Annotated in this window: 20 protein-coding genes; 9 read left to right on the top strand and 11 right to left on the bottom strand. The window is 47.3% G+C overall.

The window, feature by feature from the left end:
- The first annotated feature begins 8 nt into the window (after positions 1-8).
- The 3 genes from cimA (at position 9) to ACMUEV_RS17315 (ending at position 2917) form a co-directional block, all read left to right on the top strand.
- The gene (gene cimA, locus ACMUEV_RS17325; RefSeq protein WP_190649824.1) at positions 9-1640 is read left to right on the top strand and encodes a citramalate synthase; all 1632 of its coding nucleotides are present in this window, start codon (positions 9-11) and stop codon (positions 1638-1640) included.
- A gap of 447 nt (positions 1641-2087) precedes the next feature.
- Positions 2088-2306 (top strand): DUF4327 family protein, encoded by a 219-nt coding sequence (locus ACMUEV_RS17320; protein ID WP_017287837.1) that lies wholly within the window; start codon positions 2088-2090, stop codon positions 2304-2306.
- 50 nt (positions 2307-2356) lie between these two features.
- The gene (locus ACMUEV_RS17315; RefSeq protein WP_190649822.1) at positions 2357-2917 is read left to right on the top strand and encodes a uridine kinase; all 561 of its coding nucleotides are present in this window, start codon (positions 2357-2359) and stop codon (positions 2915-2917) included.
- Here ACMUEV_RS17315 and ACMUEV_RS17310 read toward each other — a convergent pair.
- On the bottom strand, positions 2905-4707 hold the full coding sequence (locus ACMUEV_RS17310) for a serine/threonine phosphatase (RefSeq protein ID WP_190649820.1): 1803 nt from the start codon (positions 4705-4707) through the stop codon (positions 2905-2907). The genes ACMUEV_RS17315 and ACMUEV_RS17310 overlap by 13 nt on opposite strands.
- Positions 4708-4933: 226 nt before the next feature.
- On the opposite strand from ACMUEV_RS17310, the gene gatB reads away from it, so the two are divergent.
- The 3 genes from gatB (at position 4934) to ACMUEV_RS17295 (ending at position 8940) form a co-directional block, all read left to right on the top strand.
- On the top strand, positions 4934-6445 hold the full coding sequence (gene gatB, locus ACMUEV_RS17305) for an Asp-tRNA(Asn)/Glu-tRNA(Gln) amidotransferase subunit GatB (RefSeq protein ID WP_017287840.1): 1512 nt from the start codon (positions 4934-4936) through the stop codon (positions 6443-6445).
- Positions 6446-6839: 394 nt separating this feature from the next.
- Positions 6840-8096, top strand: coding sequence for a bifunctional ornithine acetyltransferase/N-acetylglutamate synthase (gene argJ / locus ACMUEV_RS17300; RefSeq protein WP_017287841.1), 1257 nt, complete (start codon positions 6840-6842; stop codon positions 8094-8096).
- A 16-nt stretch (positions 8097-8112) separates the two neighbouring features.
- Positions 8113-8940, top strand: a complete 828-nt coding sequence (locus ACMUEV_RS17295; RefSeq protein WP_242044321.1) for an FkbM family methyltransferase — start codon at positions 8113-8115, stop codon at positions 8938-8940.
- Between the two features lies 1 nt (position 8941).
- On the opposite strand, the gene ACMUEV_RS17290 is transcribed toward ACMUEV_RS17295, so the two are convergent.
- The 4 genes from ACMUEV_RS17290 to ACMUEV_RS17275 all read right to left on the bottom strand — a co-directional run bounded on the left by ACMUEV_RS17290 (position 8942) and on the right by ACMUEV_RS17275 (position 14451).
- Positions 8942-11698, bottom strand: a complete 2757-nt coding sequence (locus ACMUEV_RS17290; RefSeq protein ID WP_242044320.1) for a zinc-dependent metalloprotease — start codon at positions 11696-11698, stop codon at positions 8942-8944.
- Positions 11699-11852: 154 nt separating this feature from the next.
- Positions 11853-12653 (bottom strand): ABC transporter permease, encoded by an 801-nt coding sequence (locus ACMUEV_RS17285; protein WP_190649818.1) that lies wholly within the window; start codon positions 12651-12653, stop codon positions 11853-11855.
- A gap of 2 nt (positions 12654-12655) precedes the next feature.
- Positions 12656-13474, bottom strand: a complete 819-nt coding sequence (locus ACMUEV_RS17280) for an ABC transporter permease (protein WP_190649816.1) — start codon at positions 13472-13474, stop codon at positions 12656-12658.
- Positions 13471-14451 carry an ATP-binding cassette domain-containing protein gene (locus tag ACMUEV_RS17275; RefSeq protein ID WP_190649814.1) on the bottom strand — a complete coding sequence of 327 codons (981 nt, stop codon included), beginning with the start codon at positions 14449-14451 and terminating at the stop codon, positions 13471-13473. The genes ACMUEV_RS17280 and ACMUEV_RS17275 overlap by 4 nt, the downstream gene beginning before the upstream one ends.
- A 74-nt stretch (positions 14452-14525) precedes the next feature.
- Here ACMUEV_RS17275 and pgl point away from each other — a divergent pair, with 74 nt between their 5' ends.
- The 3 genes from pgl to ACMUEV_RS17260 all read left to right on the top strand — a co-directional run bounded on the left by pgl (position 14526) and on the right by ACMUEV_RS17260 (position 17216).
- Positions 14526-15248 carry a 6-phosphogluconolactonase gene (gene pgl, locus ACMUEV_RS17270; protein WP_017287847.1) on the top strand — a complete coding sequence of 241 codons (723 nt, stop codon included), beginning with the start codon at positions 14526-14528 and terminating at the stop codon, positions 15246-15248.
- 57 nt (positions 15249-15305) lie between these two features.
- Positions 15306-16622 (top strand): ABC transporter substrate-binding protein, encoded by a 1317-nt coding sequence (locus tag ACMUEV_RS17265; protein ID WP_017287848.1) that lies wholly within the window; start codon positions 15306-15308, stop codon positions 16620-16622.
- A gap of 102 nt (positions 16623-16724) precedes the next feature.
- Positions 16725-17216, top strand: coding sequence for a glutathione peroxidase (locus tag ACMUEV_RS17260; protein WP_190649812.1), 492 nt, complete (start codon positions 16725-16727; stop codon positions 17214-17216).
- On the opposite strand, the gene ACMUEV_RS17255 is transcribed toward ACMUEV_RS17260, so the two are convergent.
- From ACMUEV_RS17255 to cbiM, 6 genes are all read right to left on the bottom strand, one after another.
- Positions 17213-17422 (bottom strand): hypothetical protein, encoded by a 210-nt coding sequence (locus ACMUEV_RS17255; RefSeq protein WP_242044319.1) that lies wholly within the window; start codon positions 17420-17422, stop codon positions 17213-17215. The two genes, ACMUEV_RS17260 and ACMUEV_RS17255, sit on opposite strands and share 4 nt — an antisense overlap.
- Before the next feature lie 158 nt (positions 17423-17580).
- Positions 17581-18444: an NHL repeat-containing protein gene (locus tag ACMUEV_RS17250; RefSeq protein WP_190649810.1), complete on the bottom strand. Its 864-nt coding sequence runs from the start codon at positions 18442-18444 to the stop codon at positions 17581-17583.
- A gap of 336 nt (positions 18445-18780) precedes the next feature.
- Positions 18781-19545 carry an energy-coupling factor ABC transporter ATP-binding protein gene (locus ACMUEV_RS17245; RefSeq protein WP_190649808.1) on the bottom strand — a complete coding sequence of 255 codons (765 nt, stop codon included), beginning with the start codon at positions 19543-19545 and terminating at the stop codon, positions 18781-18783.
- Entirely contained in the window at positions 19535-20317 is a 783-nt protein-coding gene (cbiQ, locus tag ACMUEV_RS17240; RefSeq protein WP_017287853.1) for a cobalt ECF transporter T component CbiQ, read from the bottom strand. The genes ACMUEV_RS17245 and cbiQ overlap by 11 nt, the downstream gene beginning before the upstream one ends.
- A 119-nt stretch (positions 20318-20436) precedes the next feature.
- Positions 20437-20757: a PDGLE domain-containing protein gene (locus ACMUEV_RS17235; protein WP_190649806.1), complete on the bottom strand. Its 321-nt coding sequence runs from the start codon at positions 20755-20757 to the stop codon at positions 20437-20439.
- 13 nt (positions 20758-20770) lie between these two features.
- The gene (gene cbiM, locus ACMUEV_RS17230) at positions 20771-21478 is read right to left on the bottom strand and encodes a cobalt transporter CbiM (RefSeq protein WP_190649804.1); all 708 of its coding nucleotides are present in this window, start codon (positions 21476-21478) and stop codon (positions 20771-20773) included.
- Between the last annotated feature and the right edge of the window lie 28 nt (positions 21479-21506).

Below are 21506 nucleotides of genomic sequence, written 5' to 3'. Positions count from 1 at the left end.
TCAAACGTATGACTCCAATCTCTTTATCGATTTACGATACAACATTGCGCGATGGTGCTCAGCGAGAAGGGATTTCATTTTCAGTCGAAGACAAGATCCGCATTGCGCGAGAACTCGATCGACTCGGGATTCCATTTATCGAAGGCGGATGGCCCGGAGCAAATCCCAAAGATGTGCAATTCTTCTGGCACCTCAAAGAGCAACCGCTGAGTCAGGCTGAAATCGTTGCGTTCTGCTTCACTCGCCGTCCTGGAAAGACGGCTGCAACTGATCCAATGTTGCAGCCGATTTTAGCAGCCGGAACAAAGTGGATCACGATTGTTGGCAAGTCCTGGGATTTGCATGTCACCGAAGGCTTACAAACTACGCTCGACGAAAATCTCGCGATGATTCAAGACACGATCGCGTATCTCAGAAGCCACGATCGCCAAGTGATTTATGATGCAGAGCATTGGTTTGATGGTTATAAGCACAATCGAGAATATGCACTTGCAACCTTGAAAAGCGCGATCGCAGCAGGAGCAGAATGGATAACTCTCTGCGATACCAATGGCGGAACATTACCGCATGAGATTGAGCAGATTGTGAGAGATGTGAGAAATGCAGTTGGAGATGTGAAAATCGGCATCCATCCGCATAATGACTGTGATTTGGCGGTTGCAAATGCGATCGCGGCGGTCAATGCTGGCGCAACCATGGTTCAAGGCACGATCAACGGCTATGGTGAACGCTGCGGCAATGCCAATCTTTGCTCGGTGATTCCGAACTTGCAGTTGAAATTAGGCTATGACTGTTTACCCGCTGAGCAGCTCGCGACGCTGGCTCAAGTCAGTCGCATTGTCAGTGAGGTCGCAAATCTTGCGCCAGATGATCATGCAGCATTTGTCGGATTGTCTGCATTTGCCCACAAAGGCGGATTGCATGTCAGCGCAGTGCAGCGTAATCCAATTACTTACGAGCATTTGCAGCCAGAACTGGTAGGGAACGGTCGGCGAATTGTGATTTCAGAGCAAGCCGGAATTAGCAACATCCTGGCAAAAGCAAAATCTTTGGGATTCAATCTCGATCGTCAAGATCCCACCTGTCGGGAGATTCTTGAATCGTTGAAGCATCTAGAGCAAGATGGCTATCAGTTTGAAGCCGCAGAAGCGAGCTTTGAATTGCTGATTCGGCAGGCTTTGGGAGAGAGAAATGCACCCTTTGAAGTTCGAGGATTTCAGGTGCATTACGACATGATGGCAGAGGCAGCCCCAACGCATAGTTATTGTGGACGCGCGCGATCGCTAGCAACGGTGAAAGTTGCGATCGCAGGCAAAGAAATTCTGGAAGCCGCAGAAGGGAATGGACCTGTTTCTGCTTTAGACGCAGCCTTACGCAAAGCCTTAATCACGGTCTATCCTGAGATTGAAACCTTTTACCTCACAGACTACAAAGTTAGAATTCTCGATGGTGCAGCGGGAACTTCCGCCAAAACGCGTGTGCTCGTTGAGTCAAGTAACGGTGTTCAACGTTGGGCAACGGTAGGAGTCTCAGGAAATATCCTGGAAGCGTCCTATCAAGCTGTCGTTGAAAGTTTAGAGTATGGGCTATTGTTGCAACAACGTGCTCAATCACCATTGCCTAGTAGACTTCTTGCATAGTTTGCTTTGGCGGATTTCATCCGCAGGGTCTAGATGCGAGGCTTTAGAACTTGCATAGACATATCCCTGTCAAGGGATTGCAACACGATCGATGCACCCTACGATCGACTATCTTGCTAAAATTGGAGGGCATCCAATTCTGGTTTCATAAGCAGTACAACTGCTTAGAAAATACGGGGCGCATCTTAATCTAGAAATAGATTCAGGGTAGATTTACGGATCGGGAAATCAAGAAACAATAAATTTCAATGCTTCCCGGTGTATGTACGGCAATCCGAAAGCGAATTGTTGAAACGACTTGTCAAAAACTCAAAAAAGTAAGCTAATATTAGTAGCTGGAATGGCAATGCGCCGTAAGAAACAGACACCTCCTCAGTGATATGTCTTCTGGCTGTAGCCCGTATGCAACATTTGTACAACTCAATTGAATTTTGGTAAATCAAAGGTATGAACCTACAGGTTGCTCATCCGATGGAGAAGTTGCAGCGTCAAGTTCAAAAATTAGTGGACTCGAAGCTGCTGAAGCCAAATGATAGTCTTTGGAAAATCGCACTGCTTTATGGGGATGATTGGAGCTTTTGGAAACAAGAATTAGAAGCATTCGAGTTTTCAATGAAAGATCCGGTCAGTGAACTATTAGCGGTTGAAAGTTGGGAAGAAGACTAATTTGTTTGAAACGGGCGATCCATTTGAGTTTCGCCCGTTTTGCTATAGATATGATTTTGCAGATTGCAGATCAAATTCGATCGCGGTTTCAGTCTCCACCTTTTCTAATTGGCATCTCTGGCTTTGGCGGCTCTGGAAAAAGTACGCTTGCTAGAGAACTCGCTCAACAATTAGAAAGCGTTGAGACTGTTTCGATCGACGAATTCTGGCTTCCCGATTGCAATGTTCTATCCGAAGATTGGATTGTGTTCGATCGAGATCGACTCAGACAGCAAGTCATCATTCCAGCCCATCAAAATCAGCCCATTACCTATCAAGTCTTCGATTGGGAACAAGGCAAGTTAGGAAACTTAAAACAGCTTCCTGACTCAAATTATTTGATCATTGAAGGCATCAGCGTACTCCATCCAGATTTATGCTCCTATTATGGGTTCACAATCTGGGTTGATTGTCCTTTGGAACTCGCTCAGGCTCGCGGTCTAAACCGGGGAAAGACAGAATACAACATTGATGAATCCGAAATTTGGATCAATTGTTGGACACCCAACGATCGTGCTTATTTCGAGAAATATCGTCCTGACTTAAAAGCAGATTATCTCTACCGCAACTGATCCAAATTGGGGCGAACCTTAGCTCGAACTGAGATCGCGGTAATATTGTCGTGCCCATTGTATTGATTTGCCAACTCAATCAAATTCGCGACACTCTGATCCAGATTGGTCTGCGAACTCAACATTGGGTCAATATGACTTTGCCAATACGTTTCCAGCAGATCATTATCAGTTAAGCCATCCGATGCCAGAATGAGCACCATATCTTCGTTAATTTCAAAGAACTGCACATCTGGATTCACAAAATACTCGTCCCGTGGTCCTAATGCCTGAGTCAGTTGGTAGGCATCTGGGCGACCGTATGCGATTTCAGGCTCAACGCCTCGTAGAATTTCGCGTTGTCCCACTTCATGATCGAGCGTCACTTGTTGCAAACCGAGCTTGCGGGTATAGCGATACATGCGACTATCTCCGACATGCGCGACTGCGGCTTCCGTATCTTGAACCAGCAGCATGACTAGAGTCGTCCCCATTCTGCCACTGCCTGATTTTAGTCCTTCCTGATTGACGTTATAAATCGCCTTATTCGCCTGCTGAATCGCATCCCGAATGACATCTGCCGCAGGCAACTTGGCAGGAATTTTGCCTGCATCAATCTCGCGCCAATATTGCCGGAAGAATGCTCTGAGAGAATCCAGTGCCATTTGGCTTGCCACTTCTCCACTGGCATGTCCGCCCATGCCATCGCACAGGATGTACAGCCCACGTGCTTTCACTAATCTGCCTGTAGGAGACTGTACCTTATCAATGATTGCATCGATCCCGAAGCAATCCTCGTTGTGAGTTCGCTGCCGTCCAATATCGGTTCGACCTGCATCGTCAAGGCTAAACAATAGCATCGGCAGCACGATCGTGGGCATATCATCGCCTTCTGAATCTGGCTCCGAATCGGCAAATACCGTGACGATCTCTTCAGGTGGAACTTCGGAGTTGGGAATCGGAGCTTGGGGAAAATCGGGCACTTGTGGGTCAGACATGATCTCAATCTCAGAGTCAATTAAATCAGCTTGGGTTTCTTGGGCGATCGCTTTTAGCCGTGATCTTAATTGGTCAGGTGTGGAAACAGATTCGGTACAGAGATCAGCAATCAGGAAATGCAAAGACGCAGATTGAGTCTGAGTCAATTGAGCAAGCAGTGTTTGCCAGATTGTACCCAAGTTTCGCAGGGTCGGCGCAGTTGCGCTGTTGGGTAGCAGTTGTTCGAGACACAGCAGGTGATCTTCATCGAGTCGAAGATTGGGAAAACTCAGCAAGCTCTGAGTCAGGTGATGGGGTTCGAGAACTTCCCAGAGATCCACCATTTCATAAAACCAATGCAGAATTTGCAGCATCGGAATTTGCTTATTGTGCTTGAGAAAGGTAGCGAGTTGAGTGAACTGAGATCGCGCTTCTAACACCAGAAAGTCTCGCTCTTCCTCATGCCAGGCGTTGTAAAGCAAGGGCAGAATTTGATGTAAGTAGGGTTCTAATTCGAGATAAGGTATGGCACTCGTTGGCGGAACATCAATCATCGCAGGTTTGAGCGGTTCGCGATCGAGAACTTGAATCAGCGATTGGGTCGTGTCGATAATTTGATAGCGTGACTCAAGTTGCCAAGTCCCTCCTGGAGGAATGACTGCTAGCGATCGCACGGTTCCCGTAATCGCGCCGCATTTTGGGCATTCATAAGTACTCCAATCGACCAGTGCATCACAATTGGGGCAGGGTTTTTCAACTAATGAAGTTCCGCACGCCTGACAAAAGTTATGCTCTTCTGGGTTCTCAAATTGGCATTGAGGGCAAACCAGCATTCCAAATTCCTCGGTTCCCGATCGGGAAGTTTTCTCAATCTTACTCAGTCTTTTTCAGGGTGTAGCAATTTTAGCCTACGTTGTCTCGGTTCGGGTGGGGGGAGTGGGAGTGGGGAAGTAGGGGATAAATTCTTTTTCCTACTCTCCACTCCCTACTCCCTACCTCTTCTAAATCAACCTTCATCATTTAAAATGAATAAACCTTTTTACAGGCGTATGATTTGCCATGACTACTGCTGCTCCCGCTAAAACTCAGTATGAAGCGATTATCGGTCTTGAAACTCATTGCCAGTTAAACACTGAGACCAAGATTTTTTCCGATAGCTCAACCAAGTTCACCACTGATCCGAACGTCAATATCGATCCTGTGTGCATGGGAATGCCAGGGGTATTGCCCGTTTTGAATCAGAAAGTGCTGGAATATGCAGTTAAGGCTGGGCTAGCGTTAAATTGCCAAATTGCACCCTACAGCAAGTTTGATCGTAAACAGTATTTTTATCCTGACCTACCGAAAAATTACCAAATCTCACAATACGATTTGCCGATCGCAGAACATGGCTGGATCGAAATCGAACTGACTGACAACAAAGGCAAACCGCTGTTGGATGAAAACGGCAAAGCGAAGACAAAACGCATTGGGATCACGCGACTGCATATGGAAGAAGATGCAGGCAAACTGGTGCATGGAGGCAGCGATCGACTGGCGGGATCAACCTATTCTCTGGTTGATTACAACCGTGCGGGTGTGCCTTTGTGTGAGATTGTCTCGGAACCCGATCTGCGTACCGGATTAGAAGCGGCTGAATATGCGCAAGAAATTCGCCGGATCATGCGCTATCTCGGAGTCAGCGATGGCAACATGCAGGAAGGCTCACTGCGCTGTGATGTGAATGTGTCCGTCCGTCCGATTGGGCAAGAAGAATTCGGTGTGAAAGTCGAGATCAAGAATATGAACTCGTTTAGCGCCATTCAAAAAGCGATCGATTACGAAATTGAACGGCAAATTGCTGCGATCGAGAACGGTGAAAAGATTGTTCAAGAAACTCGATTGTGGGAAGAAGGCGCACAACGCACGATTAGTATGCGGATCAAAGAAGGATCCAGCGATTATCGCTATTTCCCGGAACCTGATTTAGGTCCGATCGAGGTTGCTCCGACGCAATTAGCAGAGTGGAAATCTCAACTGCCGGAATTGCCGAATCAGAAACGGCATCGGTATGAAGATGAGTTAGGGCTATCCGCTTACGATGCGAGAATCTTGACCGAGGACAAAGCGATCGCGGACTATTTTGAAGCAGCGATCGCAGCGAAAGCAAATCCCAAACTGGCAGCTAATTGGATTATGGGAGATATCAGTGCTTATCTAAATCAGGAGCGACTGAGTATTTCTCAATTGGCATTGCAGCCTGAAACCTTGGCGGAATTGATTGCCCTGATTGAAGACGGCACGATCAGTAACAAAATTGGGAAAGATGTCTTGCCAGAATTACTGACCACAGGTGGCTCGGCAAAGGAACTGATCGAGAAGAAAGGACTGATTCAAATTTCAGATACGGGCGCGATCGAAGCAGCGATCGATGCCGTTCTGGCAGCGAATCCGAATGAGCTAGAACAGTATCGCGCCGGGAAGACGAAGCTTTTAGGATTCTTTGTGGGTAAGGTGATGAAGGAAACCGGAGGACGGGCAGATCCAAAACTTACCAATCAACTCTTGGCAAAGAAGCTGAATCAAGGCTAAGGTGAAGTCGCAATTTGATCAGGCTCTCAGTGCGATTTGTACTCAGTAGACACATCAAACTCATCATTGTGCTTGCTTCACCGCAAAAACACTGATTTTTGTGAAGCCTTATCGAAAGATCCATGTATTTTTTACGAAGATCCGCTGAGAGGGGTTTTACCCCTCACCCCATTAATGGCATACTGTGATAAGTAGATGCACCCTGATGACAGGGGGGACTCGCCAACCGCGACCCTCCTTTTTTCTTTTTAAAGTCGAATTCCGAGTTGGCTTGCAAAGGAAATCAGAAAATGGAACCTGAGAGAAGCGTCTGATTTCCTCGCCAAAACACTAGCCTTCCATCATAACTCCCGATATAATCGCGGTTCAGGAATTAGAGAGAGGGCTACACTTCATGGCAGACTGGCAGCAAATCTCAGGCGGTATTACAGCACCTAAAGGCTACAAGGCAGCAGGAATTACTGCAGGACTCAAACCCTCCGGCTTACCCGATCTCACTCTCATCGTCTCAGAAGTAGACGCGATCGCGGCTGGAGTTTTCACTACAAGTCAAGTCCGCGCCGCTTGCGTCGATTACTGTCGAGAACGTCTTCAAACTAAATCCACCACTCGCGCGATTCTTTGTAATGCAGGACAGGCGAATGCTGCAACAGGCGCACAAGGCATGATCGATGCGCTCGAAAGCGCTCAAGCAGTCGCGCAAGCTTTAAATATTTCCTCGGATATGGTGTTGCTCGCATCAACAGGCGTGATCGGTCAACGCATTAAAATGGATGCGCTGAAATCCGGCATTCCGAATCTGGTTGCGAGTCTGAGTGAAACCGGAAGTGATGCGGCTGCAAAATCGATCGTGACCACAGATTTAGTCACGAAATCGATTGCTTTAGAAACCACGATCGGCGATCGCCCTGTTCGGATTGGTGGAATTGCTAAGGGATCGGGAATGATTCACCCGAATATGGCAACGATGTTAGCATTTGTCACTTGTGATGCTGCTGTGTCTTCTCATCTGTGGCAGCAAATGTTAAGTCGAGCTGCCGATCGCAGTTTTAATCAAATTACTGTGGATGGTGATACTAGTACGAATGATAGTTTGATTGCTTTAGCGAACGGTCAGTCAAGAACGCCTGCGATTACGGAAGCGGGAGCCGAAGCGGATAAATTAGAAGCGATGCTGACAGAAGTCTGTATTCATTTGGCAAAAGCGATCGCGAGAGACGGAGAAGGCGCGACTTGTTTGATTGAAGTTCAGGTGTCGGGTGCAAGTGATGATGAATCGGCTCGGAAAGTTGCCAGAACGATCGCGGGATCTTCGCTAGTAAAATCTGCGATTTTTGGACGCGATCCGAATTGGGGCAGAATTGCGGGAGCAGCAGGACGAGCAGATGTGATTTTTGATCAAGAAGAGTTGCAGATTACGCTTGGTGAGTTTGTGTTATTAAAAGATGGTCAGCCCCAATCGTTCGATCGCGTTGCGGCAAATGAATATTTGAAGCAACAGGCGGCGAAGAATTTAGACGGCGATCGCCAAGTTTTGGATCAGCCTGTGGTGATTGGAGTCAAGATTGGCAATGGTTCAGGCAGTGGAAAGGCTTGGGGTTGTGACCTGAGTTATGACTATGTAAAAATCAACGCGGAGTATACAACCTGATCAAAGGGTTCCGCAAATGGGCATTCCAACAATGGCACTTCCGAATGGCAAGCGAGTTTACTACTTGCGGAAACAGGAAGTGCCTGTTGTTTATGGACAGGTTCAACAATACGTTCGGAATGGGATTGAGCTACATCCAGGCGACACGTTGTTTGATGTTGGGGCAAATATTGGGTTATTTAGCCTTTGGGCGGCTGAGCAGTGTCAAAACGATTTACAGATTTATGCATTTGAGCCGATTCCAGAGGTCTTTCAAGTTTTAAAGCGCAATGCACAACTGCTGCCACAGAACAGGATGAAGGTGTTTGAGTGTGGACTCGCGCAAGCATCGAAATCGGTTGTATTTGATTACTATCCAAATCTAACCATTCTCTCGACGGCGTACTCTGATTCTTGGGAACAAACCCGATCGACGATTCGCCAAACGATCGCGACTTCACTTGCCAACCCATCGGATGATGAACCCGCTGATATCGCTCTGTTACGACGATTTCCATCTTTTTTGCGATCGCTGCTGGTCAATTTCAAGTTGAATCAGCTATTACGGGTCAAGTCGGTTCGTTGCCAGATGCGATCGCTGTCTGACATCATTCGCGATCACGACGTTCAACAGATTGATCTGCTGAAGATTGATGTTGAGGGTAGCGAATTAGATGTGCTCCTGGGAATTGAATTACAAGATTGGCATAAGATTCAGCAAATTGTAGTTGAAATTCACAATCGAGCGCAGCGAGTTGACCAAATTGCTACGTTACTCAAACAGCAGGGCTTTAGCAAAATTACGATCGAGCAAGAACCCATGTTTCAAGATACAGAGGTCTTTAATCTGTATGCTATTCGTTAGATTACTGCGATCGCAGTTGTGCTTCTAAGGCTTTGCCAATTCGATCTTGTGCTTCTTCTAAATGAGCTTTGGTGTAAATGTCTCGATCATTGACTTTTCGCATAGCTCGATCGATCGATTTCTGCAATTTTCTCAATTCATAGCGCGCGACCGTGCGAGCATCTTCAGGAACCTCAACTTCGCGCAGAATCATCGAAATCATGGCATTCATGTACTGCCGTTGCAGTGCCCGCCGCAATCCTGAGAGTTTGAGATTATCTTTGGGATTGGTCACTTCTCCCCAAATGCTCGATTGCAGACTGTCAAACAAGTCAGGAATCGTCAGTGTTGGTTGTCCTGCTTGCACTCGCAATTCGGAATCTCTGAGACGAGCTAAGCGATCGTAGTTCAGCAGGTCATACAAAACAATGCTCTGCAAAAACAGAATATTGTCATGAATCGGATAGTCCAGGTTCGAGGTTGGCTCACTGCCCCAATGTGCCCAGCGAGAAGGTGCTAGCTTATTCAGCAAATCCGGCGAAAATCGGAAAGGCTCTTCACTAAAAACATACTGATTAATCAAAGCTAAAGCTTGGCGTTGTTGCTCAACGGAGACTGGCTCAAAGGGTAATCTCCCCTTGGCATCTCCGGCTTTGAATCGGTTGAAATACTGTCCACCAATGTATTCTGGTAAAAAGAGCGAGTACTGGAAGTAGTAGTCAAGTACGGCATTAAAAGCAACCCGCACTTCATTAAAACTATCTCCTTCGACTGGAAATCGCTGGTTGACTCGATTCCACATTTCTCGCGCATTCGTTAGCTGCCACTGCGCATAAGTCAGTAAATCTCCACTGAGATCGAAGACGTTGACTTTTGGATCAAGCGTTGTCACGTCTTCATCGGTTGCATAGGCAAGCTCAGGAGTCGGAGCACGTTGAGCGATTTTATCGAGTTCGCGCTTTTCGGCTTGGGGAACTTTTGCATCGATCGGGGTGTAGCCGTATTCGATCGCCCATTCGTCGTAGGCTCCAACTCGATGGGTAAAGTAATCGCCTTGCTTTGTTCCGAGGGGCGCAAGATTCACAGGTGCGTAGTCCATCACAGAAGCCGTTAACCCGCGCTGCTGTGTAATTGCGGGATTGTTTAACTCTTCTGGTTTAAGCATTGCGCTCGCATGGAAATTGTGCCGCAGTCCTAGAGTATGACCGACTTCGTGAGCAATCAATTCACGCATGAATTCTTGAGCAAATGCTTTGCGCTCAGGACTGCTTGGCAATTCATTTTGCATAATTCCTAAAAACATATTGCCGACAGCAAATTGTTTAGCAGTATCGACGCCAAAACATAGGTCTTGATAGTTGCCGAGATGAGATCCGAATCGCAAGCGAGGAATCGGTTTCTTTTCTTGTGCTTTGGCTGTTTGCGCCAGCGATCGCGCTGCCATACCATAGTTACAGAGGTTAGCATTCCCGACTAATTGCGACACGAAAGGCGCTGTTCGCATTTGGTTTTGCTCAACCAACGTCCGATAGTCTTCTTTCATGACCCGAGTAAAGTCGGCCGACACCATGATGTCGGCATCGAGAATCTCACCGGTTAGCGGATTGACGCGCGATGGTCCCATTGCAAAGATTGCATCATTACTATTGAACCAGCGAATCGTGTTGTATCGGACATCTGCCGGGTCCCAGTCGGCTTGATCAGGCATCTGTTTTACTTCGATCGCATCTTTAAATCCAGCTTTCTCAAAGGCTTGATTCCAGAACAATGCTCCATCTCGAACTGCATCGCGATACTCTAATGGCACGCTGTTTTCGATCCAAAATACGATCGGCTGTTTGGGTTTCGACACAGGAGCGGCTGGATCTTGCTTTTGTAAGTTCCAGCGATTGATATAGCGAACAAAAGGTCGTTTAGAATTGTCGTTTGTGAAATCTTTGTAGGCAGTAATAAAGTAGCCGATGCGATCGTCAGCAAGCCGAGGACGATAGCCGTTATTTTCTGGCAGTTGAGACAAGCTATAGCGAACTCTCAGCGAAAAAGCTCGACTGTCCGGCAACGTGTTGATGTAAGTGGGTGCATCAACACCTTTATCTCCGCCTGTAAAGCCAAACACAGATTCGACTTCCACATTTTGAGGAAATGCTTTGACTGTTTCAAAGTACGAAGCGCTTGCTTCTGGACTGTAAGAGCCGCCTAATGTTGCAGAGAGAACGGGTAACAATCCAGGCAGATCAGAGAGGAGTAATGGATTGAGTTCGACTAAAAAGCTTTTGCGCTCGGCATGGATACTCCGAATCGGCAAAGACTGTAGCACAGAGTCGCTAAACGATCGCTGAATCGATCGCTCAATCGGCAGACCGCGCTCGGCTCGGAAGTAAATATTGGGAACGACAAATTGAATATTGTTGTTGACTCGCCGGAAGGTGAAGAGAAAATCTCCGATCGGTAAACCGCTATAAATTCCACTCTGTCCGATGCCCGATTCGAGCGTCATCGTAGCCAGATAGTTGCGCTCTAGCTGATCGGGCAGGATTTCCGCAAACAGTTTCCCGTTTTTCTCATTGCGGTAGAGCGTGAATAATCCTTTGATCGTTTTTGTTTCTTTGATCACATCGTCAAACGGTCGAAGCTGCGATCGATCTGGCTCAGCAGTCGGTTTCTGGGCGGGTTTAGCGGAGGATTGACCCATACTTGGGACAATCCAGGGAATGCTAGCTGGCAACATCACTAACATTAACCCCAGCAGAAAAGCCAGGAACCTTGATGCTCGTTTCATTCGTGCGCTCTACTCTTCGGACAACCGTGGACGATGTTCGATCGATACTATCCCGCTCTTACGTACTTGAGTGGGATCAATCAAAAATTTAAGAGATTTTTAATCTCACTTACGATACACGGTTTAGCCCGGATTGAGCATGAACTTCTGAGCATTAACTTCCAGTTGAACAGTAATACCGCTCGCCAATTCGCCACAATTTGAGTGAGACCCCTAAGAAAATAAAGCCAGCGATCGGAGAAACATAACACACCCACAACGGGACTGAAAATTCAGCAGCTTTATTTAAAACAGCGAGCAGCGGAAAGTAGCTGACACAAGCGAGCGGAATCAAAAAAATAAAGAATCGCTGGAACCATTTGCGATAGATCGAAAACGGATATTGCGCCGTTTCGACTCCGCCGTAAGTGAGGATATTCATGATTTCGAGCGATTCAATTGTCCAAAAGGTCAGCGTCGCCTGCACAATCACAATTCCAACAAATAGCGCAATACTGCCGAGCCAAGCGGTAAAGAGCAGCCATACTGTAGACAGAGATAAAGGAATCTGCAAAGTAGAGAGCGACCAACCTAGCACCGTTACTCCTTGGAGTAGGCGACCCATTCGCTTTAAGGTAAATTCCGTGCCGAGAAGTTGTAAAACCGTCGATCGCGGACGTAGCAATAAGCGATCGAATCCGCCGTCTCGAATCAGTTTGCCAAACAGATCAAAACCTCGCGCGATCGCATCGGCACAGGCAAACGCAGTGTTAACCGTGCCATAGAACAGCGCAACTTCAGCCAGTGTCCAGGTTCCAAGTTGGTTGAAGCGATTGAACAATGTCCAGATAGCAAAGAACTCGATCGCTGTTCCACCGAATTGTCCGATCAGTTGCAGTAAGAAAGAGACTTTGTACTGCATTTGAGCTTGAAATGAGACAGAGATATATCGTAAGTAAAGCTGTAAAGCATTCATCTCTAGCCTCCTTGGATAATCAGTCGATTCACGCCTCGACTGACGAGAAATCGCCCTAATCCGATGAGCACAACAATCCAAACGGTCTGATGAAGCAAAACATTGAGCAGTGCTTCGGGCGGTAGATTGCCTGTAAACAGGCGAAAGGGCTTATCGAGCAAACCAGAAAAGGGCAGAATTGCCAAAATGGGCTTGAACCAATCTGGAAACAAGGGCAATGGCACAATCATGCCCGACAAGATGGTGACTAAAGTTGGAGCCATTTGATTCAGTCCCTCTCCAGAAAGTGTCCACATCATTGAAACGGTCAGCAGCATGGTGAGAGCCGCAGAAAGTAGAATTGCTCCCATGAAAGTCAGCAAGAAAGCACCCAAAGATGCAACCGAAGGAGGCGGAGCTAATGCCCATTCAGCCAGTCCAATTTGCGGGAATAGCACCATTGTCAGGATGAGTAAAGGCAAGGCACGCAGCACGATCGGAGCGGTTCGCATGGCTAAAGCGCGAGTGAGCCAGAAGTTATATAAATCTGTCGGGCGCAGCAAATCATACCCGACTGCTCCAGAGCGAATCAGTTCTTGAATTTCGCGATCGCCCGACCAAGGCACGATTGCAAATAAGAAAGCCTGTCCGAGCCAGATATATCCTAAAGTTTCTTGAAATGTGATCGGTTGAGCTGTCGTCGATTGCTGAAAAAACGCTTCTAGCACCATGACTTTGAGCAATCCCCAGAAAAACTGAGTGCCAATTCCAGCTAAAGCTGCGGCGCGATATTGAAGTAACAGGGAAAATCGGGCAACAAAGAGCGATCGATAAGCATTCATCTTGCACCTCCATACAGTTCAGCGACAATCTCCTCGATCGGTGGATTCTCAACAAATAAATCCTCAACCTCATAGCGCTCTGTGATTTTCTGAATCAAAGTCGCAGCAGAGATTTGCAACGGATCAAAAGCGAGTGTGATCGTATGACCTTCTTGATTTAAAACACTGACTCCTGAAGCTTCAAATTGAAACTGATCGGTTTTGAGGTCAATCTTGAGATAGCGACGTGATGAAACTTGCGATCGCAGTTTTGCCAGCGACCCATCACAGAGAATCTCACCATTGCCGATGATGATGACGCGATCGCAGAGGGCTTCAATATCATCCATGTCATGAGTTGTGAGAATGGTTGTGACTTGATGCGCTTGATTCAAGGATTTGATGAATTTCCGTACTGATAGTTTTGAAACTGCATCGAGTCCGATCGTCGGTTCATCGAGAAAGAGAATATCTGGTCGATGCAACATTGCTGCCGCAAAATCACAGCGCATTCTTTGCCCTAGACTCAATTGCCGCACGGGAGTATTCAGCAGGCTTTCTAAGTTCAAGAGTTCGATCATTTCCGCGCAGGTCGATCGATAAACCGATTCAGGCACACGATAGATATCTCGCAGCAATTCAAACGATTCGATCACGGGCAAATCCCACCAAAGCTGAGTGCGCTGACCAAAGACAACGCCAATCCGCCCCACATGCTGAATGCGATCTTTCCAAGGAGTCCGCCCTCCAATCAAACAAGTGCCACCTGAAGGCACGAGAATACCGCTCAAAATCTTAATCGTGGTCGATTTGCCCGCGCCATTTGGACCGATGTATCCCACAAGTTCTCCTGGCTCAACCGAGAACGAAATACCTTTTAAGGCTTGAACTGCTTTCGTTTTTCGATCGAACAGTCTCCGCACTGATCCCCAGAGTCCAGACGTTCGTTCAGATAAGTAAAAAGTCTTGCTGAGGTCTTTGACAACGATATGAGACATAAAGTCCAGCTAAAGACAGCAGAGAAATCATAAATCCTCTCTTATTCTGATGAGTGCAGTATTACAAATCCGCTATGAACCCACAGATTGAAGTTTTGTCTGATGTCCCTGCTTTAGTCGATCGTGCTCTCGAACTTGTTTTAGAGAAATTAAAAAGCGCGATCGCCGAACGGAATATTGCAACGATCGCGCTTGCAGGCGGCAGCACACCCAAACCACTCTACGAAAAACTCGCTCAACAAGACTTGCCTTGGGAAAAATTGCACGTCTTTTGGGGCGATGAACGCTATGTTCCTGCCGATCATCCGGATAGTAATCAACGTATGGCAAGACTGGCATGGCTCAATCACGTCCCGATTCCGGCGGAGAATATTCATCCGATGCAGATGGATGCGATTGATCCGACGATCGCAGCCGATCGCCACGAAGCAGAAGTCAAAAAATTCTTCAACTCAAAACCGGGAGAATTCCCTGCATTTGATGTGATTTTGCTTGGTATTGGCGATGATGCTCATACGGCTTCTCTGTTTCCGCATACTCAGGCGTTACAGGTCTGCGATCGCCTCATCACCGTGGGCAACAAAGACGGCAATCCTCGCATTACGTTCACAGTGCCGCTGATCAACGCAGCCCGCACCGTCATTTTCATGGTCGCAGGTTCAAACAAACACCACGCACTCACTCAGATTTTCGCCGATCAAGCTGATACGGATACTTATCCAGCGCGGCTGATTCAGCCTCAAGGAGAATTGTGGTGGTTATTGGATCAATCCACGAATTTCAGTAAAGAAAACTGAATATTGGAAGACTTGGGTTTACAATCGGCTTCATCGATTAGGAGTTGAATTGTATCAATGAGCAACCTGATTTCCTCAAACCGTCTGAAACTTGGACGCGCTTTATCCCTCGCTGCCGTCACTCTCACGGTTGGAATTCTGGCGGCTGCCTGCCAAGAATCCGCCCCGCCCACATCTCAAGGTCAAGGAGCAACGTCTGGAAATTCTACCCCTGCTAAAGGTCTCAAGATTGGTTCACTCCTACCTTCAACGGGGGATCTTGCGTCTGTCGGACAGCAAATGGTCGCTTCAGTGCCGATGCTGGTTGATACGGTCAATGCCTGTGGGGGTGTGAATGGTGAGCCGATGACGCTCGTGAGTGTCGATGATCAAACTGATCCCGCCGCAGGTGCAGAAGGGATGACCCGCCTTGCTGAGAAAGAGAGAGTTGCAGGCGTTGTCGGTTCGTTTGCCAGTAGTGTTTCGACTGCCGCTTTACCGATCGCGGTTCGTAATAAAGTCGTCTTGATTTCACCAGGAAGTACTAGCCCCGTCTTTACCCAAGCTGCTAAAGAAGGTAAATATCAAGGCTATTGGGCAAGAACGGCTCCCCCTGATACCTATCAAGCTCAGGCATTAGCCAGACTGGCGACCGAGCGCAAATTGGATACGGCAGGCACGATCGTGATTAATAACGATTATGGCGTTGGCTTTGAACAGGAGTTTGTTAAAGCGTTTGAATCGCAAGGCGGCAAAGTTCTGAACAAGGCAAGACCCACTCGCTATGATCCGAAAGCAACAACGGTTGAAACCGAAGCTGCTGCTGCCTTTGCCGGGAATCCGAAAGCTGTCGCCGCTGTTCTCTATGCGGATACAGGAAGCTTGATTGTCAAATCGGCGTATGAGCAGGGTAAACGATCGCAGTTTCTCTTGACGGATGGCGTTTATTCTCAAGATTTTGTGGATAAAGTTGGCAAAGGGCAAGACGGAAAATCGATTTTGACTGGTGCGTTAGGAACGGTTCCAGGGGCAAGTGGCAAGAGTTTAGATGCGTTTACTAAATTGTGGGAAGAGAAGCAGAAGCGCCCGTTAGTTGCGTATGCGGCTCATGCTTGGGATGCAGCAGCGATTCTAGCTTTAGCGGCACAGGCAGCGAAGTCGAATAGCGGTGAAGCGATGAAAGATAAACTCCGCGAAGTCACGAATGCACCTGGAGAAGAAGTAACTGATGTTTGTAAGGGTCTGGCATTGCTGAAAGAGGGCAAAGATATCAATTACCAGGGTGCAAGTGGTGATGTCGATATTGATGCAGCAGGCGATGTGGTTGGTTCTTATGATGTTTGGACGGTCAAGGATGATGGGAAATTGGCAACGATCGGGAAAGTGAAACCGTAGTGCCAAAAGTGGGGAGTGGGGAGTAGAGGTGTGTATTTCCCCATCTCCCCACTCCCCATCTCCCTGTAAGATCAAGGTAGTGTCGTTCTAAACCTTGAAATTATGACTGCTCAAGCATCTTCAATTTATGACTTCTCAGCCAATAGCTTAGAAGGTCAGCCCGTTTCACTCAGCACGTTCAAAGATAAAGTCTTGCTGATCGTGAATACTGCAAGTCAATGTGGATTTACGCCACAGTATCAAGGCTTACAATCGATTTACAATAAGTTTGAGAATCAAGGATTTGCAGTTTTAGGATTTCCCTGTAATCAGTTCGGGCAACAAGAACCGGGAACCGCAAGTGAAATTCAATCCTTCTGTGAAACTCGCTTTGGCGTGACATTCCCCTTGTTTGAAAAAGTCGATGTCAATGGCAGCAATGCTCATCCGCTGTTTAAGTATTTGACCAAATCTGCACCGGGCATTTTTGGAACTGAAGGAATCAAGTGGAACTTCACGAAATTCTTAATCGATCGCGCTGGGAAGGTCGTCAAACGCTATCCGTCTACAACCAAACCAGAGGAAATCGAAAAAGACATTCAAGCCCTTCTCTAGACTGGGTTATGTTCTAACTGACAGTAAGGGCGACTGTAGCTTAACGGTGGCTCCAGAGCGTGTTCAGCGAGTAAATCAGGATCGCTCATGACCTTCTCAGTCGGGCCATCATAAACGACTCGCCCTTTACTCAAAACGATCGTGCGCTTACACAGTTCCAACGCCAAATCTAAGTCATGCGTTGCAATCAACTGCGTCAGAGGCAAGCTATCGAGCAATTCGCACAGTTAGATCCGCGATCGCGGATCTAACTGTGCGGACGGTTCATCAAGCACCATAACTCAGGTTATGGTGCTTGAAAATAAAGTGCCTGTCCGAACAAAAGAATCGCGATCATAATTCTGAGTGCCAGAATATTAAGTTCCTAAAAACTCGACTCCTGCGCCGATGAGCGACTTCGCAGCTTTGAGAATTGCTGCTTGAGACGACGAATCCCCAGAGGCAAAAATCCCCAGAGTGGGCAGAACGCAAATGGCACTGGAATTGCAGTAAAGCGAGTAATCGTACCATCTCGCTGCCCTGCCAAGAGCGAACCAGTACCATCCAAAGTAAGTCCTTCAATCTCTCCTGTTCCCAATGGGATAAGTGTTTGCTGCAAAACACCAGCCCCGTTAAATCGCTGTACAGAAGTAGCGGTTGATACTAAGACATCCCCTGTACTGTCAATAACGACATCAATAACTCCAGGTAAGCCTGATACCAATGTTGATTGAAACACCCCGGCACTGTCGTATCGTGTGATTGAGTCAGATCCTCGGTTTGCAACAAGAACCTCTCCAGTCGCACTATTGATTGCTATTCCAAGTGGATTGCTTAGATTCGATGTGGTAAACGTGCCCAGGAAAGTTCCTGTGCTGCTGAATCTACCGATAGAAGGGGCAGAGTAACTTGAAACCAACACATTTCCACTGCTCTCGATCGCGATACCCCCAGGCTCATTGAATGGAGTACTTCCTAGTAGCACTCCACTACTGTTGTAACGCTGCAACTCATTAGCATTAAAGTTAGCAGCGAAAATTGTACCCGTGCTGTCTGCTGCAATTCCCCAAGGACCGTTCAAATTTGTTCCAAATTGGGACAGCAAGCCTCCGCTGCTGTCGTAGCGTCGAATCCAACCGCCATCATAACTTGTTGCAAGTATTTCACCAGTGCTTGTCAGTGCTAGATCACTGGTGGGCACTCCAGTGTTTGCAAAGAATACTCCAGTTGGATTGTAGGACAACGCCACTGCTGCTTTTGATGGGCTAAGGCTCAGCGTAGCTGTAAGCGCTACAGTGCCTAATCCAAGTCTGCATGACCTGAATGATGCTCGCTTTTTCGTGTTCGAGGATCGAATTCTTCTACTCATTTGAATTGTCATCACAGAATCACCGACTTGAATCAATGGCTGCCCTATTCAAGCGGTTGTTGTGATTTTATTTCTTCCGCATTTTTTCGTGAAAAAATCGGATATGTACTTTCGTCGTAGCTATATTGGCGTAGCCTCAATATTCAGTCAGTGAGATGCAGTACTGGACTCAGCAAAAAGCTTTGCAGTCGAAATCGAAAAATCTAGCCAAAGGTCTTATTTAAGATCCTCTAGCTGGCAGTAAGGGCGACTATAGCTTAAAGGTGGCTCTAGTGCATGTTGAGCAAGCAGGTCAGGATCACTCATGACTTTCTCAGTTGAACCATCGTAAACCACTCGACCCTTACTGAGTACGATCGTGCGCTTACACAGTTCCAACGCCAAATCTAAATCATGCGTCGCAATCAACTGTGTCAGAGGCAAGCTATCGAGCAATTCGATCAGTTGTCTTCGCGATCGCGGATCTAACTGCGCTGACGGTTCATCTAACACGAGAACTTGCGGCTGCATCGCAAGAACACCCGCGATCGCAACTCGCTTTTTCTCTCCGCCTGATAAACCATTCGCGCTTCTCGACCCAAACAGCTCCGGATCAAGTCCCACACAGTTCATCGCGGCGGTTGCTCGATCGATTAATTCCTGCCCGTGAATCTCTTGATTTAGAGGTCCAAAGGTCACATCTTCCCAAACCGTTGGCATGAATAGCTGATCATCTGGATTCTGAAACACAATGCCAACAAAATTGCGAATCTGCTTAAGATACTGAGGCTCAACCGGAAGCTCACCCACAATGACCTGTCCCACTTGCGGTGTGATCAATCCATTAAAGTGCATTAAGAGCGTCGATTTGCCTGAACCATTTGCCCCCACAAGCGCAACTCGCTCAGTCGCACCAATTGAAATCGTAATTCCATTCAGTGCGCGATTGCCATCTGGATAGCAGTAGGAAAGGTTATAGATTTCAATCGGATTATGGTGCATGAAAAGTAATTGCTTGTCCGAACAAAAGAACCGAGATCATAATTGTGAGTGCTAGAATATCGCCCCTACCTCCGGACTGAGTTTCTGCCAGTGGAGGAAGACCTTGATATCCTCTCGCGAGCATCGCTTGATGGACTCGTTCTCCTCGCTCATAGGTGCGAATGAACAGCGAGCCAAACATATTGCCAACGATGATGCGTTGGCGCTTGGGATTTCCCATTAAATTCCGCGATCGTGCTGCTTTCTGCATCGAATGAAACTCATCGATCAGCACTGCAATATAGCGATACATGGATGCGAGAATTGCGACAAGCAACGGTGGCATTTTCAGTGCAGTTAATGCATGAAGCAATGCTGGAACCGAGGTCGTTAGAATTAAAGTATTCAATATCAGTAATGATAAGAACGCTTTAAGTGAGACACTCCCTAAAACGGTTAAGCCTTCAGTTGTAATTTGTATCCAACCCCATCGAAATAGGGTGTGCCCGCCGTCTCGAAACAAGGTTCCGAGCAGAACCACACCAATAAAAACAAATTCAACGGCAACGCGCCTGAATAAGACCCATAATCGAACACGACTCAAAAGCATAATCAGCCCGACTGCACCTGCATAAACTGCCCAAGTCAGCCAGCGACCATTGGGGGTAAGCGCGATCGCAAAGACTAAAAGTAAGGTGCACAGTAACCGCGACTTTGGAGTCAACCGATGCCAAAGCGTTTGATTTTTTTCAGCTTCCACAAGGTGCATTGCACCCAGGTGTAACAGGATCATTGAGATCTCCTAGACAAGTGTGGATCTCTGTTGAAAATAGTTAGAATCGCCCCCTAAGTTCCCAGAGTCAGGAATTTTAGGAGGCTAAAGGTCATGAGAACGCAGCAATTACTTCTCGCCTAGCGATCGCGAATCAAAACCTTCCCTGCACCCCATGCCAATCCAAAGGTCACTAATGTTCCGATCAATCCCGCCGCAGGAGTCGAAATTTGTTCTGGAACTCCTCGCAACTGATACTCCTCAAACACTTGATAAAACGGCAACTTATGCGCGATCGGCTCCTCTGCTGCCTTTTGCTCAAACCCTTGATCCTGAGCAACGCGATCGAGTCCATCTGGATCAGAACTGGCAAACGGCGACAAAAGCACTGCAACCAACAGCGCAACTCCCAATCCCGAAATCACAAACGCTCGATTTCGAGTCTGTGAAACTTGAGTCATACTACCCCCTAAATTACCGTGAAGAATAAGAACGATCCGGTTCCAAAGCTCCCAATCTTGGCGCTTTATAAATCAAATCTGGACGAGTCTTAAAAATATAGCTCACAGCAATCACCGTAATGATCGCTTCCCCGATTCCAATCATGACATGCCAAAATGTCATCGCTGATAATGCAACTGGTAACGGAACTGTTCCAGAAATTGCAAGCTGAACTGCACAGATGATTGCAGCCACAACCACACTTGTCCAACTCGCGATCGCGCTTCCGGTCAAAACCCCTTTCAAGGAATCTCTCCCCATCATGTAGCGAATGGTGCGGTAAAGGTAATACCCGCCAAATGTTCCAATCAACCCCATATTGAAGATATTTGCGCCGAGTGCAGTCACCCCGCCGTCTTGAAACAGAAACGCCTGTACGATAAACACGACCGACATCACGAGCGATCCCGCCCAAGGACCCAGTAACACACCCGCTAATGTTCCACCGAGCAAGTGTCCTGAAGTGCCGCCTGGAATCGGGAAATTAATCATCTGAGCTGCAAAAATAAAAGCAGCGCAAACGCCCATCAAAGGCACAGCCCGCTCTTGATAATCTGCTTGAACTTGTTTAAGACTAATAGCAATTAACGCGAATGCACACACCCAAGTTATTAACGTAATCGGTAAATTCAGAAAGCCATCTGGAATATGCAGGGCAAGCTGAGTCGAAACAAAAACCATATTTGCCTATCTCCAATACGACATTCTC

The organism is Leptolyngbya sp. FACHB-1624 (assembly GCF_047649235.1).
GTDB classification, from domain to species: Bacteria; Cyanobacteriota; Cyanobacteriia; order Leptolyngbyales; family Leptolyngbyaceae; genus Leptolyngbya; species Leptolyngbya boryana.
Note: the sequence above shows the minus strand (reverse complement) of the source record. Positions and strands in the feature narration are given on the sequence as shown.

Coding starts and splice junctions, on each gene's coding strand:
- ACMUEV_RS17235 (WP_190649806.1), bottom strand. CDS start 20,757: ATGACTCAAGTTTCACAGACTCGAAATCGAGCGTTTGTGATTTCGGGA.
- ACMUEV_RS17265 (WP_017287848.1), top strand. CDS start 15,306: ATGAGCAACCTGATTTCCTCAAACCGTCTGAAACTTGGACGCGCTTTA.
- ACMUEV_RS17310 (WP_190649820.1), bottom strand. CDS start 4,707: ATGCTGGTTTGCCCTCAATGCCAATTTGAGAACCCAGAAGAGCATAAC.
- cimA (WP_190649824.1), top strand. CDS start 9: ATGACTCCAATCTCTTTATCGATTTACGATACAACATTGCGCGATGGT.
- ACMUEV_RS17280 (WP_190649816.1), bottom strand. CDS start 13,474: ATGAATGCTTATCGATCGCTCTTTGTTGCCCGATTTTCCCTGTTACTT.
- ACMUEV_RS17260 (WP_190649812.1), top strand. CDS start 16,725: ATGACTGCTCAAGCATCTTCAATTTATGACTTCTCAGCCAATAGCTTA.
- argJ (WP_017287841.1), top strand. CDS start 6,840: ATGGCAGACTGGCAGCAAATCTCAGGCGGTATTACAGCACCTAAAGGC.
- cbiM (WP_190649804.1), bottom strand. CDS start 21,478: ATGGTTTTTGTTTCGACTCAGCTTGCCCTGCATATTCCAGATGGCTTT.
- cbiQ (WP_017287853.1), bottom strand. CDS start 20,317: ATGATCCTGTTACACCTGGGTGCAATGCACCTTGTGGAAGCTGAAAAA.
- gatB (WP_017287840.1), top strand. CDS start 4,934: ATGACTACTGCTGCTCCCGCTAAAACTCAGTATGAAGCGATTATCGGT.
- ACMUEV_RS17290 (WP_242044320.1), bottom strand. CDS start 11,698: ATGAAACGAGCATCAAGGTTCCTGGCTTTTCTGCTGGGGTTAATGTTA.
- ACMUEV_RS17295 (WP_242044321.1), top strand. CDS start 8,113: ATGGGCATTCCAACAATGGCACTTCCGAATGGCAAGCGAGTTTACTAC.
- ACMUEV_RS17320 (WP_017287837.1), top strand. CDS start 2,088: ATGAACCTACAGGTTGCTCATCCGATGGAGAAGTTGCAGCGTCAAGTT.
- ACMUEV_RS17315 (WP_190649822.1), top strand. CDS start 2,357: ATGATTTTGCAGATTGCAGATCAAATTCGATCGCGGTTTCAGTCTCCA.
- ACMUEV_RS17245 (WP_190649808.1), bottom strand. CDS start 19,545: ATGCACCATAATCCGATTGAAATCTATAACCTTTCCTACTGCTATCCA.
- pgl (WP_017287847.1), top strand. CDS start 14,526: ATGAACCCACAGATTGAAGTTTTGTCTGATGTCCCTGCTTTAGTCGAT.
- ACMUEV_RS17285 (WP_190649818.1), bottom strand. CDS start 12,653: ATGAATGCTTTACAGCTTTACTTACGATATATCTCTGTCTCATTTCAA.
- ACMUEV_RS17275 (WP_190649814.1), bottom strand. CDS start 14,451: ATGTCTCATATCGTTGTCAAAGACCTCAGCAAGACTTTTTACTTATCT.